Origin of the sequence: Corynebacterium stercoris (genome assembly GCF_024160105.1) — a bacterium.
Taxonomy (GTDB): domain Bacteria; phylum Actinomycetota; class Actinomycetes; order Mycobacteriales; family Mycobacteriaceae; genus Corynebacterium; species Corynebacterium stercoris.
Window position 1 is genome coordinate 1 of sequence record NZ_JAMFTQ010000019.1, and the last position, 18711, is coordinate 18711.

The 18711-nt window shown below is 67.5% G+C and carries 17 protein-coding genes and 1 tRNA gene; 13 read left to right on the plus strand and 5 right to left on the minus strand.

The features are described 5' to 3' along the window. Nucleotides 1-147 precede the first annotated feature (147 nt). The 9 genes from M5J20_RS10350 (at nucleotide 148) to M5J20_RS10390 (ending at nucleotide 10793) form a co-directional block, all read left to right on the plus strand. Nucleotides 148-1440: an alpha/beta hydrolase gene (locus M5J20_RS10350; protein WP_253579309.1), complete on the plus strand. Its 1293-nt coding sequence runs from the start codon at nucleotides 148-150 to the stop codon at nucleotides 1438-1440. Nucleotides 1441-1450: 10 nt separating this feature from the next. Continuing rightward, nucleotides 1451-2188 (plus strand): hypothetical protein, encoded by a 738-nt coding sequence (locus M5J20_RS10355; RefSeq protein ID WP_253579311.1) that lies wholly within the window; start codon nucleotides 1451-1453, stop codon nucleotides 2186-2188. Between the two features lie 85 nt (nucleotides 2189-2273). After that, a tRNA-Glu gene (locus tag M5J20_RS10360) sits at nucleotides 2274-2346 on the plus strand. 81 nt (nucleotides 2347-2427) lie between these two features. Further along, on the plus strand, nucleotides 2428-3138 hold the full coding sequence (locus M5J20_RS10365) for a RodZ family helix-turn-helix domain-containing protein (protein ID WP_253579313.1): 711 nt from the start codon (nucleotides 2428-2430) through the stop codon (nucleotides 3136-3138). 75 nt (nucleotides 3139-3213) lie between these two features. Next, a complete protein-coding gene (locus M5J20_RS10370) occupies nucleotides 3214-4299 on the plus strand; it encodes an ABC transporter substrate-binding protein (protein ID WP_437177647.1) in 1086 nt (361 codons plus the stop codon). Nucleotides 4300-4390: 91 nt separating this feature from the next. Continuing rightward, nucleotides 4391-5911, plus strand: coding sequence for an ABC transporter permease (locus M5J20_RS10375; RefSeq protein WP_253579382.1), 1521 nt, complete (start codon nucleotides 4391-4393; stop codon nucleotides 5909-5911). 3 nt (nucleotides 5912-5914) lie between these two features. Further along, nucleotides 5915-6988 (plus strand): ABC transporter ATP-binding protein, encoded by a 1074-nt coding sequence (locus tag M5J20_RS10380; protein WP_253579316.1) that lies wholly within the window; start codon nucleotides 5915-5917, stop codon nucleotides 6986-6988. A 41-nt stretch (nucleotides 6989-7029) separates the two neighbouring features. Then, entirely contained in the window at nucleotides 7030-8019 is a 990-nt protein-coding gene (locus M5J20_RS10385) for a pyridoxal-phosphate dependent enzyme (protein WP_253579318.1), read from the plus strand. 2 nt (nucleotides 8020-8021) lie between these two features. After that, on the plus strand, nucleotides 8022-10793 hold the full coding sequence (locus tag M5J20_RS10390) for an FAD/NAD(P)-binding protein (RefSeq protein WP_253579320.1): 2772 nt from the start codon (nucleotides 8022-8024) through the stop codon (nucleotides 10791-10793). Nucleotides 10794-10805: 12 nt separating this feature from the next. Here M5J20_RS10390 and M5J20_RS10395 read toward each other — a convergent pair whose 3' ends face one another. Then, entirely contained in the window at nucleotides 10806-11492 is a 687-nt protein-coding gene (locus M5J20_RS10395; RefSeq protein WP_253579322.1) for an IclR family transcriptional regulator, read from the minus strand. A 95-nt stretch (nucleotides 11493-11587) separates the two neighbouring features. Here M5J20_RS10395 and leuC point away from each other — a divergent pair, with 95 nt between their 5' ends. Continuing rightward, complete coding sequence (leuC, locus tag M5J20_RS10400; protein WP_253579324.1) at nucleotides 11588-13009, plus strand: 3-isopropylmalate dehydratase large subunit; 1422 nt, start codon at nucleotides 11588-11590, stop codon at nucleotides 13007-13009. A 28-nt stretch (nucleotides 13010-13037) separates the two neighbouring features. Next, nucleotides 13038-13628 (plus strand): 3-isopropylmalate dehydratase small subunit, encoded by a 591-nt coding sequence (gene leuD / locus M5J20_RS10405; RefSeq protein WP_253579326.1) that lies wholly within the window; start codon nucleotides 13038-13040, stop codon nucleotides 13626-13628. Between the two features lie 14 nt (nucleotides 13629-13642). On the opposite strand, the gene M5J20_RS10410 is transcribed toward leuD, so the two are convergent. From M5J20_RS10410 to M5J20_RS10420, 3 genes are read right to left on the minus strand one after another with little or no spacing between them, the layout of a single operon-like run. Continuing rightward, nucleotides 13643-14098, minus strand: coding sequence for a YbjN domain-containing protein (locus tag M5J20_RS10410; RefSeq protein ID WP_253579328.1), 456 nt, complete (start codon nucleotides 14096-14098; stop codon nucleotides 13643-13645). A gap of 3 nt (nucleotides 14099-14101) precedes the next feature. Continuing rightward, a complete protein-coding gene (locus tag M5J20_RS10415; RefSeq protein WP_253579330.1) occupies nucleotides 14102-14551 on the minus strand; it encodes a YbjN domain-containing protein in 450 nt (149 codons plus the stop codon). Nucleotides 14552-14568: 17 nt separating this feature from the next. After that, the gene (locus M5J20_RS10420; RefSeq protein ID WP_253579332.1) at nucleotides 14569-15588 is read right to left on the minus strand and encodes an NUDIX hydrolase; all 1020 of its coding nucleotides are present in this window, start codon (nucleotides 15586-15588) and stop codon (nucleotides 14569-14571) included. A gap of 65 nt (nucleotides 15589-15653) precedes the next feature. Here M5J20_RS10420 and M5J20_RS10425 point away from each other — a divergent pair, with 65 nt between their 5' ends. Together M5J20_RS10425 and M5J20_RS10430 are read left to right on the plus strand one after the other, a co-directional pair. Beyond that, nucleotides 15654-16652 (plus strand): NAD(P)H-dependent glycerol-3-phosphate dehydrogenase, encoded by a 999-nt coding sequence (locus tag M5J20_RS10425; protein ID WP_253579334.1) that lies wholly within the window; start codon nucleotides 15654-15656, stop codon nucleotides 16650-16652. A gap of 53 nt (nucleotides 16653-16705) precedes the next feature. Continuing rightward, on the plus strand, nucleotides 16706-17767 hold the full coding sequence (locus tag M5J20_RS10430) for a D-alanine--D-alanine ligase family protein (protein ID WP_253579335.1): 1062 nt from the start codon (nucleotides 16706-16708) through the stop codon (nucleotides 17765-17767). A gap of 7 nt (nucleotides 17768-17774) precedes the next feature. Here M5J20_RS10430 and M5J20_RS10435 read toward each other — a convergent pair whose 3' ends face one another. Then, complete coding sequence (locus M5J20_RS10435; RefSeq protein WP_253579338.1) at nucleotides 17775-18692, minus strand: DUF3515 domain-containing protein; 918 nt, start codon at nucleotides 18690-18692, stop codon at nucleotides 17775-17777. Nucleotides 18693-18711 lie beyond the last annotated feature (19 nt).

Consider the following 18711-nt stretch of genomic DNA (forward strand, 5'->3'; position numbering starts at 1 on the left):
CTCATCGGTTGAATTGTCGGCCGCGTAAGACGTTGGGTTTTGCTACTCCTGCGGAGCGGATGGCGGAGCTGTTAGGTTTAGCTGAAAGCTAGGAAATGTTGCAACGACCCCTAGAATCCGCCGTTCCCTTTCCGGTACCTTGGCTCCATGTCCAGCCCCATGTCCTCGCTGCGCAACGCGCTGTCATCGCTGTCGTCGTTTAATCCGCTGTCATCGGTGTTCACCGGCAAGCCGAGTAGGTCCGGCTCGAGCGTGCTCGACGCGCTGAGTGTGCCCGGTGCGGCATCGAGTCTGATGTCTAGCACCCCGCTGCTGGCAATCCCGGCGCTGGTGCTGGCGATTCTGGGCGGGGGAGTGTTCGGCTCATCCATGTATGAGGGGGTGGGCAGTTCCGGCGCTGCGGCGAGCTCCGGCCTGACCGACGCTTCGCGCACGTTCCCGGACCCGGACGCGCCGCCCGCTCAGTTCCGCGGCATGAAGCACGTTGAGAACGACGTGTACGAGGTGACGGTGTGGTCGCCGTCCATGGAGCGCGAGGTGCGCAACGAGGTGATCCTGCCGGGCGGGCCGGAGAACACCACCCCGCGACCCACCTTCTACCTGCTCATGGGTGCGGATGGTGCCGCGAACGGCTGGTCGTGGCGCAACTCGTCGCAATACCAGGAGTTCTTCCAGGACAAGCTGGTGAACGTTGTCACGCCGATCGGCTCGGTGTCCTCAATGCAGGCCGACTGGTACCAGGATGACCCCACCACCGGGCGCAATAAGTGGCTCACGTACTTCACCAAGGAGCTGCCCCCGGTCATGGATGCAATGTTCTACGGCACCGGCCGCGATGCCATCGCAGGCATCTCCATGTCGGGAGGCCCGGCGATCTGGATTGCGTCCCAGGTGCCGGAGCGCTTCGTCGCCGCCGGCTCCTATTCCGGCTGCCCGTCCACGACGGGCCTGGTGGGCGGGATCTACACGTCGTCGGCGCTGAAACTGAACGGGGCGGACCCGCTGAAGATGTGGGGCTTGCCCGGCGACGAGGCCTGGGTGGCCCACTCGCCGGTGCTCCACCTGGACAAGCTCACAGGCACCAAGCTCTTCGTGTCCTCAGCGCAGGGCGTGCCAGGGCCGATCGACGCCACGAAGCATTCGTCGGAACGCATTGGCCCGCCAGTAGCAATCGAGGCGGCCTCCTACGCCTGCTCTGTGTACTTCGTGGAACAGGCACAGCGGGCCGGGCTGGACGTGGAGTGGTACGAGCTGGTGGAGGGCACGCACAGCTGGGGCTTGTTCGAGAAATCTATGCGCGAAAGCTGGCGTGTGATTGGCCCCGCGCTCGACGTGCAGCCCTTTGAGCGATCCGCGCCGATCACCACCGCCCCCGCGACCTCCGAGGCGCCGCAGCCGCTAGAGCGGAAGGGGTCCTCCGAGCCGAGGTCAAGTCGCTAGCATGTGGGGCATGACCGCACAGCGCACCTTCCGCGCCGCCCTCGCTTCGGCGGCCGCCTGCCTCCTCGCCGTGTCCGCAGCGGCCTGCACGCAGCCAACAACGCCTGAGCCGGCGCGCCCCACACCCGCAGCGGCACCGGTGAGTGCCATGACGAGCGCGCCTGCAAGCACTTCGGCAGCCGCGGAGTCGTCGGCGGAGGCTGCGACCGTCACCGAGACCGAGACCCAGCCCCACGCCCCTGAGAGGTCCACAGCGAACGCGGCACCGCAGCGCGGTGTCCCTGGCGCGCCGCTGGCGTACCCGGGCGCGGGCGGGCCCGTGCCGGCGAACGCGCGGCCGGTGGCGGCGGTGCAGTACATCGACTACCTGGGCCGCGACGTTGCGCTGCTGATAACGCCCAGCGGCAACATCGGTTGCGAGCTGTCGCCGGGTGGGGTGGACCCGATGCTCAACTGCGGGGTGGATTCCTACCACCAGAGCCGCATGCTGGGCAATGACGCGCAGGGGTGGCCGAAGTGGTTCGTGGACGTCCGCGAGGGCAACGCGTTTGCTAAGGGCGATGTGCCGCTCTACCTGGAGGGTAAGTCCAGCTCGAGCTCCATCATCGCGCCGGAAGTGGTGCAGTACGGCGAGGTCGTGCACTACGGGCCGCTCGTCTGCGCGGTGGAGGCGACGGGTGTGACGTGCTGGGATGCGAACACGGGCCGCGGCGCGTGGTTGGCGCGCGAGGGCGCAACATTCTTTTAACCTCTCACCTGCGAGTTTGGTAATCGCGGGCGAGTTTTGTATCGTTGGCAAGTCGCTACGATGCGAGTTGATCGCAAGAGCACTTGCCCCGTTCGTCTAGCGGCCTAGGACGTCGGCCTCTCACGCCGGTAACACGGGTTCAAATCCCGTACGGGGTACAACGCACAAGCCCTCGGCTCACCGCCGGGGGCCTTTTGCTTGCCGACGCTTCCTTCACCACCCACTTAGCATCGAGGGTCGTGAATCCCCACTGCATTCTTGCCGCGTCGCTCACGATCGCCAGCGCCGCACTGTTCGCTGGCTGCTCGATGATCCCGGAGCCGCGCCCGGCGGAGCCGGCACAGCCCGCCTCTGCATCAGCATCTGTGCCTGTGTCGGTATCCACGGTGACCGAGACGGTGGCCTCTCAGAGCGAGGCACCCACGAGTGAGGCGCAGGCTCCGAGCCAGGAGGTGGGGATGCGAACGTCGCCAAGCGGGGTACCAGGAGCGCCGCTCGCGTACCCCGGGGCGGGCGGCCCGGTGCCGGCGGACGCACGCCCTGTGGCGATGGTCCAATACATCGGCTACCTGGGCCGGGAGGTGGGGATGTTCGTTACGCCCAGCGGTAACATAGGCTGCGAACTGTCCCCGGGTGGTGCGGACCCGATGCTGAACTGCGGCGTGGATTCCTATCACCAGCACCCGGTGCTGGGGTATGACGAGAATGGCTGGCCGAAGTGGTTCGTCGACGTGCGCGAAGGGAATTCGTTTGCCAAGGACGATGTGCCGTTGTACATGGAGGGGCAGTACGGCACAGGCACCGTCATCGCGCCGGAAGTAGTGCAGTACGGCGAGGTTGTGTACAACGGCCCGTTGGTCTGTGCCGTGGCGGAGACCGGTGTGACGTGCTGGGATGCGGACACCGGTCGCGGGGCGTGGCTCGCGCGGGAGGGCGCGACGTTCTTCTAATTCCTCGCCGAGCGGACACAGGGCTTCATTGTTAGGCTAGCCGCGGTTTATCCACCGCGACCAAGGAGCCTTCCAATGCAGTTCATCCGTAAGACCATGACCGTGGCGGCAGTATGCGGCAGCGCAGTGCTCGCGCTTGCTGGCTGCTCCGAGCCGTCCCAGGCTCCGAAGACCACCGGTGAGAGCAGCGCTCCGGCGGCGGACTCCAGCTCCGCAGTCACCTCCGCCGCTGCGACCGGCGAGAACGCCAAGCTCACCCTCTACACCTCTGAGCCGGAGAACAAGGTCGATGAGATCATCGCCGCGTTCAACGAGGAGAACCCGGACGTTGAGGTCGAGGTGTACCGCGCGGGAACCGGTGACCTGAACGCTCGCATCGAGGCTGAGCGCACCTCCGGCAAGGTCGAGGCGGACCTGATCTGGTGCGCCGACGCGCCGACGTTTGAGAAGTACAAGGCCGATGACCTGCTGGTGAAGCTTAAGGATGTTGACTCCAAGGACGTCATGGAGGAGGCCGTGGATGAAGACGGCTTCTACGTGGGCACCCGCATCATCCCGACCGTGATCGCCTACAACACCCAGGTGATCGACGAGGCTGACGCCCCGCAGTCCTGGACCGACCTGACCGACGCCCGCTTCATGGACAAGATCGTGCTGCCGGACCCGGCTGTCTCCGGCGCAGCCGCCTACAACGCCACCGTGTGGATCAACGACTCCCAGCTGGGCGAGGAGTGGATCACCGCACTCGGCGAGAACCACCCGATGGTGGCCGCATCCAACGGCCCGACCTCCCAGGAGATCGCAGGCGGCGGCCACCCGGTGGGCATCGTCGTGGACTACCTCGTGCGCGACCTGGCAGCTAAGGGCTCCCCGATCAAGGAGGTCTACGCTACCGAGGGTTCCCCGTACATCACTGAGCCGATCGGCGTGTTCAAGGACTCCGCGAACCAGGCCGCGGCAGAACGCTTCATCAACTTCATCCTGTCCAAGAAGGGCCAGGAGCTGGCAGTAAAGCAGAACTACCTGCCGGTCATCGACGGTGTCGGCACCCCGGGTGATGCGCCGAAGCTGAACGACATCAAGCTGATGCAGGTGGACATGGACACCCTGACCAGCGACCGCAAGCGCGCGGTCGAGTTCTTCCAGGGCGCAATGAACTAGTCCTGTGAACAAGCTTGCTTCGCCGGGGCTCGGCCTCGCCCGCATCGGGGTGTGGCTGATTGCCGCGGCGATTTTTCTTGCACCGCTGGCCATGGTCGTTGCCTTGGCGCTTGGCGGGAACCAGTTCCCGGTGCTGGTGGAGCAAGGACTCTACCGCGCGACGTGGAATTCGCTCTACACCACGTTGGCATCCTCTATCGGTGCTGTGGTGATCGGCGGGGCAATCGCAATCCTGCTGGAGCGTACCGACGTTGGCGGCGCCACCGGCCTGCGCTTATTCCTCCTCTCACCACTGCTGGTGCCGCCGTTCGTTGGAGCCATCTCGTGGCTCCAACTCTTCGGCCGCAACCAGGGACTTAACGCCGTCTTCGGTCGGCCGATCTGGGATCTCTACGGCGCCGACGGCATCATCTTCCTAATGACGCTGCACTCCTACCCGGTGGTCTACGTCATCGTCGCCGCCGCGCTGCGCGCCATCCCCTCCGACCTTGAGCTCGCAGCCCGGATCAGCGGCGCGGGAAGCGGTACTGTGCTGCGCACCGTCACCATCCCGCTGCTTGGCTCTGCGTTTCTCAGCGCTTTCACGCTGACCGCGGTGTCCAACCTCGCGGACTTCGGCATCCCCTCCATCCTCGGTTCGCCGGTGCGCTTCGAAACGCTGGCGACCATGGTCTACCGATTCATGGAGTCGGGAACGGTATCGAACCCGCTCCAGGTGGTCTCCACCGTCGGTACTGTGCTCATGCTGCTCGGCATCGGCGCGGTGGTCGCTGACTACGTGGTGTCACTTCGTGGCTCTTCCGCGGTGAGCGGCGGGGAGACCATGAGGCTCTCACTCGGCCGCGCGAAGTGGCCGGTCACCGTGATCGCCTGGGTGCTGGCGCTCGCACTCACCCTCGGCCCGCTGCTCGGCTTGACCTACCGCGCGCTGCTTCCCGCCCCGGGCATTCCGTTCACGCTGGACACCATCTCCCTAGACAATTTCGCGGCAACGCTGAGCAACCCGCGCGTGCGCGACGGCTTCACCAACTCGGTGATCCTCGCCGCCGGGGCCGCGGTGCTCTGCGCCGCCCTCGGCTGGGCCATCGGCATCCTGGTGACCCGCACGGCAGCACGCTCCAACACAGCGCTTTCCCTGCTCACGCTGCTGCCCGCCGCCCTCCCAGGCCTGATCATCGGCGTGGGCTGGGTCATCGTCGGACGCTACACCGGCATCTACAACACCCGCTGGGTGATCCTGCTCGCCTACGTCTGCGCATTCACCTCCATGGTGCTCCAAGCCGTCCGCGCCCCAATGATGAAGATCCCCACCGCCGTAGAAGAAGCCGCCCGCATCTCCGGCGCGGGCAGACTGCGCGCGCTTATGGACACCAGCGGCCGAATGGCCCTGCCCGCCGTCTTCTCAGGCGCCGTTCTCGTCGCCGTCACCGCCGTACGAGAGCTCACCGTGTCCATCCTGCTCGTCGCGCCGGGCACCACCACCATCGGCGTGCAACTGTTCAACCTGCAGCAATCCGGCAACTACAACCAAGCCTCCGCCCTCGCGCTGATATTCGCGGTCATCGGTATCGCGGTACTGGCCCTCACCGTGCGCAACCCCAACAGGACCTAAACGATGAGCGACATCTCCTTCGACAACCTCAGCGTCGTCTTTCCCGACGGCACCGTCGGCCTCGACTCGATCACCCTCGACATCGCAAGCGGCGAATTCGTCGCACTGGTCGGACCGTCCGGCTCCGGCAAAACCACCCTCCTGCGCACGCTTGCCGGGTTCATCCCGGCGTCGTCAGGCACCGTGTCCCTGGATGGTGCCGACGTCTCCGCCGTCCCTCCCGAGCGCCGCCAGATGGGCATGGTGTTCCAGCAGCACGCCGTGTGGCCGCACATGGATGTCGCAGCAAACGTCGCCTACCCGCTGCAGCGCGCCGGGCTGAGTAGGGCGGAGCAGCGCGAGCGCGTCGAGGAGACGCTTGAAACCGTCGGGCTTGCGGGATACGGCAAACGCAAGCCGTCGACGCTGTCCGGCGGGCAGCGGCAGCGTGTGGCGCTGGCGCGGGCGATCGTCGCTAAGCCTAAAGTGCTCCTGCTCGATGAGGCGCTTTCCGCCCTCGACGAGCCCCTGCGCGACTCGCTGCGCCGCGAGCTGGTGGCGCTCACCCGCCAATCCTCGCTGACCACGGTGCATGTCACGCACGACCGCAAGGAGGCGATCGCGATCGCGGATCGCATCGCAGTGCTTCACGACGGCCGCCTCGAGCAGTTCGACACCCCCGCCACAATCGTCTCGCGGCCGGCGACACCGTGGGTGGCGTCCTTCATCGCTGATGCCGCGCTTCTCGACGGCGACCTCGCCGGCGACCAGGTTCACACCGCAGCGCCCTCCTTTGCGTGGCGCACGGGTGAAGTGACGGTAGTAGGCGAGGGCTCTGCAGGGCCGGTGACCGTCGCGGTGCTGCCAGAGGCGGTGACGGTCGCTCGAGCGGGCGAGTCTGCTGGTGCGGGTGCACGCGTGGCCCAGCTGGGTACCGTCACCTCGGTCTTGTTCGAGGTGACCGGCTACTCCATCACGGTGCACATCGAGGGCGTCGAGTTCCGCGCGCGCACCGGCACTGGGTTCCATCCCGAGGTGGGGCAGCGGGTGGCTGTGACCATTGAAAACCCGCTCGTGTATCCGCGGGCTGGAAGGTAGCGCCGAGACGGGTTGCCGCGGATTCGCATAAGCTCGGACGCATGCGTGTACAAGGCCCAGTATCGGCGGCACATGACTATGAACCGGGTGGTGTGCTCGGCGCGATCGAGCGCACCCCGCTCATCGACCTTTCGAACGGATTCAGCTCCGCTGGATCCACAGTGTGGGGCAAGCTCGAATCCTTCAACCCGGGCGGCAGCGCGAAGGATCGCACTGCCCGCGCTCTGGTCGCTGATGCCACCGAGCGTGGCCTGCTCTACCCGGGGGCGGTAGCGGTGGAGTCGAGCAGCGGCAACCTCGGCGTCGCGCTCGCACGCGAGGCCGTCATGGGCGGTTGGGAGTTCCACTGCGTCGTGGACGCGCGTACGAACGTCGCCACGCTGCGCATGATCGAATCTCTCGGCGCGACCCTGCACCCCGTGACCGAGCCCGACCCGGAGACTGGAGACTGGCTCGCCGCGCGCCGCAAGAGGGTTGCCGCGCTTAAGGAGGAGCTCGGCGCCGTCAACCTCGACCAATACTCCAACCGCGCCGCATTCGACGCGCACGACTTCGGCACCATGACCGAGATCGTCGAGCAGCTCGGCCACGCGCCGGAGATCCTCGTCGTCGCAGTGAGCACCACCGGCACAATCGGCGGCTGCCTCCGCCACATCTGCCGAAACGGGTACGACACCCAGGTAGTTGCGGTTGATGCCCAGGGCTCCGTGCTTTTCGACGGCACCCGAGGGGAGCGCATCCTCCCCGGCTACGGCGCGGGTGTTGTGCCGGCGCTGTCGAAGGAGGTGGAGCCGGATCGCGTCATTCGCGTCGAGGCGGCAGACGCCGTGCGCGCCGCACGCCGCCTGGCCACGCGGACCGGGTTCGTGCCGGGAGCATCCGGCGGTGCGGTCGCGCACGCTATCGAGGCGCTGCTCACGGAGGACGGCAGCCGCGAGATCGCCGCGATCTTCCACGATGACGGCCGCGCCTACCTCGACACGGTGTACAACGACGAATGGGTCGCCGAGACCCTCGGGATGGAGCTCTAAACATGAAGGTCGCCATTGTCGGAGCGGGACCCCGCGGGCTGTGGGCCGCCGAATCGCTCATGGAGCGCGCCCGCCAACGCGGCGCGGCCATCGAGCTCACCGTGTTCAACGATCGGCCGCTCGCCGAAGCGTCCGCGCTCGGTGCGTTCCAGCCAGGTCTTCCCGGGCAGTGGCTGCTGAATGCGCCGAAATCGATCGTCGAAACGCAGTTGCGGGCGCTGGATCCGGACCACGAACTTGCAAGCGACTTCCCCTCGCGCGGCACCGTGGGCGACTTGCTCGCCGAGTCGTGGCGGGAGCTGGATGCGCATCTGCCGCCCGCGTGCAGCCTCACGCACCGCGAACTCGCGGTCACCGACATCGCGCCGAAGGGCGACGGAGTCGAGGTGCACGGGGAGCGTTTCGACGAAGTGCTGATCACCACCGGCCACGCCGACACCTGGCCCGGCTCTCTGGCTGGCACTGAGATAGCCGATGTGCCGGTGATCGCCCCCGCGTATCCAGCCTCACAGCTTGACTCCGTCCGCGATGACGACATCGCGCTCGTGCGCGGCGCGGCGCTGACCTTCATCGACGTGGTGCGCCGCGCGAAAGCGCGGGTCTTCTACCCGGTGACCCGCTCGGGTCGTTTCATGGAGGTCAAGGGGTACCTGGATGACGCGGCGGCCGCGCAGGCGGCGCCGGCGATCGAGGAGGCGTCGGCTGCAATCCTCACCTGCGAGGAGCTGGCCGAGCTCAAGGCGATCCTCGCCGAGTGCGCAATGCGCGTGCTCGAGGCCGCGGGTGGCGAGGGGAGCGCCGCGGATGTCCGCGCTGTGCTCGACGGCGCCGATTTCACCGGCGACCCGGTCGCGGAGCTGCGCGCGTCTCTCGCCGCGGCGGAGGGTGAAGCCCCGCTGACTCCAGCGCTCGCGGTTGGCATCGCGTTCCGGGATACCTACGACGCGCTCGTGGACCGCGCCTCCTTCGGCGGGCGGGAAACCCTCGGCGGCGGCGACTTCGACGCGTTCACTCGCACGATGGAGCGCGTCGCGTTCGGCCCGCCGTCGGAGTCCGCACGCGAGGTGCTGGCGCTTATCGATGCCGGCCGGATCCGCATCGAGCTCATCGCCCGCGGCGACGAGGCCCTCGCGGACCTCGCGGCCGAGGTCGGCGCCACCGTGGTGATTGATTCCGTCCTCGCCCCGCCCGGCGTCGTGGAGGGCACGCTTGTGGGCCGGCTTGTGGAAAGCGGCATCGGTGAGACGTACGCCGACACGCGCGCCCTACACATCGAGCGCGACGGCACCCTGGCGGGGCAGGCGCACATCGCGGCTGCAGGCCGCATGAACGAGGGCCTCATCCTCGGCCACGACACCCTGCGCCGCTCCGAGCACGACGTAGTGGAGCGCTGGGCCGACCGCGTCAGCCGCGCGGCGCTCTCTTACCCGGAGCGCGTCCACGGCATGCCGCCGCTGGCCCCGAAGCACGTCGCGTGGTCCGACGAGCTGCTGGCCAACCCAGATGCCTGTCGCGCGCTCATCGAGGAGTACGGCAGCCCCGTCAACGTCCTCAACCCCGCCCCGATGGCCGCGAACATCGCCGAGCTCGTTGACGCTGGCGAGGCGGCTGGCGTGGAGACGAAGGTTTTCTACGCCCGCAAGGCCAACAAGGCGCTCGTCTTCGCCGACACCGCCCGCGACACCGGCAACGGCGTCGACGTGGCCAGCGAGAACGAGCTGCGCCAGGTATTGGCCCGCGGCGTGCCGGGGGAGCGCATCATCCTCTCCGCGGCGATCAAGCCAGATGCGCTGCTCAAGCTCGCGATCGACAACGGCGTCGTGATTTCCGCCGACAACCGCGGCGAGTACGACCGGATTGCGGGTTTGGCGCAGGCGTCGGCACGCGTCGCCCTTGTCGCGCCGCGCCTTGCCCCGGACCCGGCGACGATGCCGCCGACCCGTTTCGGCGAGCGTCTCGATGCCTGGGCACAGCACCTCGCGCGCCCCGGCGAGCACGTCCGCGCGGTCGGTGTGCACGCGCACCTGCACGGTTACGCGGCTGCGGATCGCTCAAGCGCCCTCACCGAATGCATGCAACTCACGGACCTGCTCACCGCCGCCGGCCACGCGCCGGAGTTCATCGACATCGGCGGCGGCGTGCCCATGCGCTACCTCGCCGACGAGGGCGAGTGGCGCGCGTACCAGCACGCCATCGAACAGCAGCGCAACGGCTACGCCACGCCGTTCACCTGGAAATCGGACCCGCTGACCAACACTTACCCCTACTGGCAGGAGCCCACCCGCGGCCCGTGGCTCGGCGAGGTCCTCGCCGGCGGCATCGGTGCGGGGCTGCGCGAGCGGGGCTTACGGCTCCACCTGGAACCGGGGCGCTCGCTTCTCGACGGTTGCGGAGTGATCCTCGCCGAAGTCGCCTTCGTGAAGACGCGTTCCGACGGCCTGCCGCTTGTCGGCCTCGCCATGAACCGCACCCAGTGCCGCACGACGTCCGACGATTACCTGACCGACCCGTACCTCGTGGAAGCGAGCGGCGCGGAGCGGCCCGGTGAACTCGAGGCGTTCCTGGTCGGCGCGTACTGCATCGAGGACGAGCTGATCCTGCGCCGCAAGATCCGCTTCCCGCGCGGCGTGGTGCCCGGCGACATCGTCGCGATCCCGAACGCGGCGGGCTACTTCATGCACATCCTGGAGAGCGCATCGCACCAGATTCCGCTGGCGAAGAACGTCGTGTGGGAGCCGGGCGGGCAGCCGCGGCTCGACGACATCGACGCTTAAGGCGGATGCCGGCTAGAGCGCGTCGGAAATCGCGCGCGCCGCGGCTGCCAGCTCCGCGCCCCACTTCGCGGCGGGGCTGGGGCCGAGTCGCTCGGCCGGGCCGGAGACGGAGAGCACCGCGACGAGGCGGTCGCCCTCGCACACCGGCGCGGATACGGAGGCCAGGCCCACCTCGCGCTCCGCGACGGACTCGGCGAGGCCGGTCTCTTTGACAGTGTTGAGTTCGTTGGCGGGGAAGGGGGAATCGTCGAGAAGCGAAAAAGCGGCGAAGACGCGCGCGGCGGAACCCGCGGCGAGCGAGAGCTGGGAACCGACGGGGACGGTGTACGTCAGGCCGGATTCAGGTTCTTCGGAGGCGATGCAAGTGCGGGTGTCGCCGGTGAGCTCGTAGAGCTGGACGGATTCGCCGACAGTGGCGACAAGGCCGCGCATGACTGGGGTGGCCGCGGTGAGCAGCTGCGGAGAGGTGCCGGAGCCGAAGTGGGCGAGCGCGGGGCCGATGGTCCACGCGCCGGATTCGGTCCGCGCGAGCACGTGGTGCACTTCCAGCGCGGTGGCAATGCGGTGGGTGGTGGCGCGCGGCAGGCCGGTATCCTGGCTCAGCGCTGCGAGCGACTTATCGCCGCGGCTCACGGAGCGGACGATCGCTACGGAGCGGTCAAGGACTTTAATGCCCGAGTCTTCGCTATACTGTCTCACGTCATGGATCGTACCATCCCGCATTTTGGAAAGCTTTCGCAGGAGCTCCCCGCTTTACGACGAGCTGCCGGGCGGGATAACAGAGGAGGAACGCGATGGCTGGCAAGCCGTTGACCCTGGCGGAAAAGGTGTGGCGCGACCACGTTGTCACTCAAGGTGAGAACGGCGAGCCGGACCTCATCTACATCGATTTTCAGCTGCTGCACGAGGTGACCTCGCCGCAGGCTTTTGACGGCCTGCGCATGGCGGGACGCGCGATGCGCCACCCCGAGCTGCACCTGGCGACCGAGGACCACAACGTGCCGACGGAGGGCATCACCACCGGCGACCTCATCGAGATCGCCGAGCCGACGTCGCGCACCCAGGTCGCCACGCTGCGAAAGAACTGCGAGGAGTTCGGCGTGCGCCTGCACCCGATGGGCGATATCCAGCAGGGCATCGTGCACACCGTCGGCCCGCAGCTGGGCATCAGCCAGCCCGGCATGACCATTGTGTGCGGCGACTCCCACACCTCCACCCACGGCGCGTTCGGCTCCATCGCCTTCGGCATCGGCACATCCGAGGTCGAGCACGTCATGGCCACCCAGACGCTGTCGCTCAAGCCGTTCAAGACGATGGCCATCGAGGTCACCGGCGAGCTGGCCGAGGGTGTGAGCGCGAAGGACCTGATTCTGGCGATCATCGCGAAGATCGGCACCGGCGGCGGCCAGGGCCACATCATCGAGTACCGCGGCGAGGCCATTGAGAAGCTGTCGATGGAAGCCCGCATGACTATCTGCAACATGTCCATCGAGGCCGGCGCCCGCGCCGGCATGGTGGCGCCGGACCAGAAGACCTTCGACTACGTCGAGGGCCGCGAGTATGCCCCGAAGGGCGCCGACTGGGACGCCGCAGTGGAGTACTGGAAGACCTTGCCGACGGACGAGGGCGCGGAGTTCGACACCGTCGTCGAGATCGACGGCTCCGCGCTCACCCCGTTCGTCACCTGGGGCACCAACCCGGGCCAGGGCCTGCCGCTGTCCGCGAACGTGCCGAGCCCGGAGGACTTCACCGACGAGGCCTCCAAGCAGGCCGCCGAGAAGGCGCTGGCCTACATGGATCTCACCCCGGGCACCCCGCTGCGCGACATCAAGATCGACACCGTCTTCCTCGGCTCCTGCACCAACGCCCGCATCGAGGACTTGCGCGCCGCAGCGTCCGTCGTCGAGGGCAAGCGCATTGCTGAGGGGACTCGCATGCTGGTGGTGCCGTCCTCGACCGTCGTGAAGCAGCAAGCCGAGGAGGAGGGGCTGGACAAGATCTTCACCGATTTCGGCGCCGAGTGGCGCACCGCCGGCTGCTCCATGTGCCTCGGCATGAACCCGGACCAGCTGGCGCCGGGGGAGCGCTCCGCGTCCACATCCAACCGCAACTTCGAGGGCCGCCAGGGGCCGGGCGGGCGGACCCACCTGGTATCCCCGCTCGTCGCGGCCGCAACCGCCGTGACCGGCCACCTCGCAAGCCCCGCCGACCTCTAGCCGCGCAGCTGAGAAAAGGAGAACCGACATGGAAAAGTTCACCACCCACACCGGCGTCGGCGTGCCGCTGACCCGCTCCAACGTGGACACCGACCAGATCATCCCCGCGCGCTACCTCAAGCGCGTCACCCGCACCGGCTTCGAGGACGGCCTGTTCTCCAACTGGCGCGAGAACGAGCCGGACTTCGTGCTCAACCAGGAGGACTTCAAGGACGGCTCCGTGCTGTTCGCGGGTCCGGACTTCGGTACCGGTTCCTCCCGCGAGCATGCCGTGTGGGCGCTCATGGACTACGGCTTCCGCGCCGTGTTCAGCCCGCGCTTCGCGGACATCTTCCGCGGCAACTCCGGCAAGGCCGGTCTGCTCGCGGGCATCATGAGCGAGGCCGACATCGAACTCATCTGGAAGCAGCTCGAGCAGCAGCCGGGTCTTGAGGCAACCGTTTCGCTCCGCGACCGCACGGTCACGGTGGGCGAGAACACCTACACTTTCGAAATCGACGACTACACCGCGTGGCGCCTGCTCGAGGGCCTCGACGACATCGGGCTGACGCTTCGCGACGAAGCTTCGATCGAGCGCTTCGAGTCCCAGCGCCCGGCGTTCAAGCCGTCGATCAGCTAGCCGGTCGTCGAGCCCTAGAGGTTCTCGTCGATGCGCTCGATGATCTCGGGCGCAAACGCGGTGAGGAAGTCGCGGCCGGCGTTGACGACGCCCTCAATGCCGGAAGTGATGTGGGCGATGAACTGGTCGTCCGTGTAGCCCCAGTCGCCCGGCAGCGTGTAGGCCGCGCCGAACGCGGTGAAGTCGCGCTCTGGGTCGAGCAGCGCAGTGGCGGTGGGAAAGGCGTTGTCGTTGTTGTACTGCTCCACCCAGCTCAACACTTCGTCGAAACGCGCCGCGGTGACGGTGTCGACGGCGACGGTGGTGACGATGGCAATGCTGGAGCCGAGCTGCTTGAGCTCCATGCCGATGCCGGAGAAGCCGGTGCGCAGCACGGTGCCGGTGTCCTGGACGTCGTAACGCCAGCCCATCTCGTCAAACAGTGCGGTGATGCGCTCGAAGCTCAAGGGGGTGATGTTCTCTGCGGTCATGGCTTAGGCCTCCGGCTGGGGGTCGACGATGTTCGGGACGCGCTCGGTGAGCTGGGCTGCGACGTGGTGGATTGCGGAGAAGTAGAACTCCAGCATCTTCTTCAGCTGCTCGTCGCTGGCGCCGAGGGTGGTGAAGAACGGTGCCTCAATGAGCGCCACGGCGGTGCCGTCCTCGCGCGTGATCGGGTGGGTGCGCACCAGCGGCACGGAGCGGTTGATGTCGTTGGCCGCGATGCGCAGCGCCTGTACCTCGTCCTGGGTGCGGGCCGTGGCGAGCCAGCGGGTGGAGATCTTGAAGCCCGCGTCGGTGATCTGGAAGAAGCAGACCAGCCCCGGGAAGGCGGTGGTGGTCGTGCCGTCCTCGCCGCGGAAGTGCTTCAACCCGAAGCCGTCGAGCTGGGCCTCGATGCGTTCTTGGGTGATGGGGGTCAGTGTCGTCGGTGATTCAGTCATCGGCGGTCCTTTCTCTTTTATTGCACCGGCAGTGCAGTCGGGATGTGGTCGGCGCCCGTGAGCTGGCCGTCAGCGAAGCTCAAGACCCAGGTGGAGCCCTTCTTCGCGTTGATCTCGCCGTCGAGGGGCAGGGTGCCTTGCGACGACAGCCACGCGACCATCGCCGGAATGACATCGCCCTGGGCGCAGATCACGCTCACCCCGCCCTGGTCAACCACGTCCATGAAGGCGCGCTGGGCCTCCACCATATTCTCCAGCCAGGCGTTGTCGCCGAAGCGGGCGTCCACCTGCACGTCAATGCCCAATTCGTCGGCGAGCGGGGCGACGGTGGCCTGGCAGCGGTCCGGCTCTGCGGAGTAGATGCGCGTCGGCGCGAACGGCGAAAGCATCGGCACCAGCATCTCGGACTGTCGGCGGCCCTTCTTGTCCAGCGGGCGCAGGTTGTCGTCGCCGGACCACTTCTCCCGGTCGTGCGCGCGGGCGTGGCGCACGTAGAGAATGCGGGCGTCGGCGGGGGTGCGGAAGCGTTTCTGCGCTTTCGCCAGCACCTCGCGGTCGAGGTCGTAGCTCATGAGCTCAATCGCTTCGTCGATGGGCAGCCAGCGGATCTCGTCCACCTCGTCGTTCGGGGTGAACTCGCCGCCGGTGACCTCGCCCGTCCAGTAATAGACCACCTTGGTGGTTTTCTTCACCGGATAGACGGTCTTGCCGATGAGCTTGCCCAGGCGGATGTCGTAGCCGGTCTCTTCCTTGATCTCGCGGACCGCTGTGGCCACGAGCGACTCACCCGGATCGACCTTGCCTTTGGCCAGGGACCAGTCGTCGTAGTGCGGGCGGTGGATGCAGGCCACCGTGACCGTGTCGAGGTCGCTGAGATCGCCGCGCCACAGCACAGCGCCGGCGGCGAGGGTGGTGCGAGAAAATTCCTTCTGCGGCTTCACCGGCACTTCCTGGAAGCGGCCGGTGAGGAACATCTCTCCCGACTTGTCCTTGTCCTGCTCGTGCAACTGGGGAGGGTTCGAAGGTGAAGGCGCCATAGGTTCCATTGTGTCACGCCGGTTCAGGACGTGACGGCTGCGCGCGGATGTTAGCGTTAGTGAACATGGTCAACGTGGCAGTGATGGGTGCCGGCTCCTGGGGCACCACCCTGGCGAAGGTGTTCGCAGACGGCGGCAACGCCGTACAGCTGTGGGCGCGCCGCCCCGAACTCACCGAGGCAATTGCCACGACGCGCGAAAACCCGGATTACCTGAAAGGCATCACCCTGCCGGACGCCATCACGCCGACGTCGGATGCGCAGCAGGCGCTCGCCGCGGCCGATATTGCCGTGTTCGCCGTGCCCAGCCAGACGATGCGCGAGAACCTCACCGCGTGGACCCCGCACCTGAAACCCGACGCCACGCTGCTTTCCATCTCCAAGGGCATCGAGACCGGCACGCACATGCGCATGAGCGAGATCATCGCCGAGGTCACCGGTGCAGAGGCGGAGCGCATCGCCGTGTTGTCGGGGCCGAACCTGTCCCGCGAGATCGCTGAGGAGCAGCCCGCAGCCACCGTGATCGCCTGCCCGGACTTAAACCGCGCAAAGCTGGTCCAGGCGGCGTGCGCCAACCACTACATCCGCCCGTACACGAACACGGACGTCATTGGCTGCGAGATCGGCGGCGCCACCAAGAACGTCATCGCGCTCGCCTGCGGCATGGCCTCCGGGCAGGGCCTCGGCGAGAACACCATCGCCACGCTGATCACCCGCGGCCTCGCCGAGATCACCCGCCTCGGGCTCTCTCTCGGCGCTGATGCGCGCACGTTCTCGGGCCTCGCCGGCCTCGGCGACCTGGTGGCTACGTGCTCCTCGCCGCTGTCGCGCAACCGCACCTTCGGCAAAGCCCTCGGCGCCGGCGCCACCATCGAGGAGGCCCGCGCCGCTACCCGCGGCCAGGTCGCCGAAGGCGTCATCTCCTCGCGCAGCATCCACCAGCTCGGCGAAGTCCAGGGCGTGGAACTGCCCATCACCCAGGCTGTGTACGCCGTCTGCCACCGCGGCATGAGCGTTGCCGAAGCCATCGCCGCACTCATGGGCCGCTCGAAGAAATCCGAGTAACCGGACGTGTCGCCGGGATAGGGAAGCGCAACCGCGGCGGGTACGCTCGACGTGTGATTCGTATTGCCGTTATCTACGGTGGCCAGTCCACCGAGCACTCCATCTCCTGCATTTCTGCCGGCGCCATCATGGCGCACCTCCCCGCGGAGGAGTACGAGGTCTACCCGGTCGGCATCACCCGCGACGGCACCTGGGTCGAGGGCACCTTCGATCCCGTCGCCGGCGAGGCACTCCCCGAGGTCTCTTCGGGCAGGGCGTTACGCGTATCGACGTCACCTGCCACCCGCGGACAGTTCACGGACGCCGCCACCGGTGAGGTCACCGCGACGGTGGACGTCATCTTCCCGGTCCTGCACGGCAAGTACGGCGAGGATGGCACCATCCAGGGCCTCTTCGAACTTTCCGGCATCCCCTACGTCGGCCCTGGTGTGCTCGCCTCCGCGTGCGGGATGGATAAGGAGTTCACCAAAAAAGTCGTCGCCGCCGAAGGTATCCCGGTTGCGGACGGCATCCTGCTGCGCTCCGGCGAGCGCACCGACCTCACCGCCGAGGAGCGCGACCGCCTCGGCCTGCCCGTGTTTGTCAAGCCCTGCAACGGCGGCTCCTCCATCGGTGTCTCCAAGGTCGACGACTGGGCCGAGCTGCCCGCCGCCATCGAGCTGGCCTTCGCCAACGACACCAAAGTGCTTGTCGAAGGCGCTCTCGTCGGCGACGAAGTCGAGGTTGGCGTACTCGAGTACCCGGACGGGCGCATCGCTGCCTCCGTCGCCGCGAAACTCAACGGCACCGACGATTCCGCCGAGGGCTTCTACGGTTTCGAGACGAAGTACCTCGAAGACCACGTCACCGCGACCATCCCCGCGCCCTACGACGCGGCGGCGACCGGGCTGCTCCAGCGCATGGCCGTCACCGCATTCCGCGCGCTGAACTGCAAGTCGCTCGCGCGCGTGGATTTCTTCGTCACCGACCGCGGCCCCGTGCTCAACGAGGTCAACACCATGCCCGGGTTCACCCCGATCTCCATGTACCCGCAGGTCTGGCAGGCCAGCGGCCTCGCATACCCCGAGCTCCTCGACGTACTCGTCCGCACCGCGCTGGCCCGCACCGCGCGCTAGCGCCCGCCTACTTCGCCGGGACGCTCGCGCTGATCAGCTCGGTGAGGTTGGTGATCGCCTCGTTGCCGCTATCGAGTGGCAGGTAGGCGGCCAGCATCGCCTCGCGGCCCAAGGCGTACATGGTCCGGCCCGCTGGGCCGCCGCTGGCGAGCGGGTCCTCGAACCACGGGATGTCGTTGATCTGGGTCAGCTGCGCGCCGGGCGCGTAGGCCTCCGGTTCGGCGACACCGCAACGCAGCACGATCGGTTCTTTGCCGGGTGAAGTCCACGCAAACGTGTGCTCTTCGCTGACGTCGAGACGCGAATAGCCCTCGGCGATGGCATCCGGCACCGCGAACGAGTCGCACCCAGTGGCGTCGCCAGCGGCGAGCTGGGAGAGCGGGGCGGGGGCGAGGGCCACGTCGGCGACGGGGAGGGCAGCGGTGTCGATGTCGTCGACGGGGGTCGTACCGGAGCTGAGCTGGGCCGTGTCCGCGGTGACGGCGACGACGGGGGAGCGGTCGGTGGTGAACCAGGTGGCCGTCGTGCTGCCGGCGACATCGTCGACGCGCAGCCACCGCTGCCCGCCGATCGTTTCAGGCTGGGCGTATGCGTGGAACTGCAGCGGCCATTCCACGCCGCAGCGCACGGTCACTCGCTCGGTGGAGGAACGCTGCCAGGCGGCGGCGCCGGCGGGGGCGGGCTCGGCGAGCTCCGCGCGCGGATAGCCGAGCACCCGGTTCGGCAGCGCGGCGATGAACTCGGCGCACTCTGGTGAATCAGCAGCGGGCGACGGCAGTTCCGGCATCGCCACCGGCTGGTTGGCGGCCTCCTGGAACACGTAGCGCGCCCCGAAGAGCACGCCGAACACCAGCGCAAGGGCCAGCCCGAGGATGATGTAGATCGGGGTCCGGCTAATCTTGGCGCTAGTTTCCATCGAGCTCATGGCGGCTCAGTCTACTGAA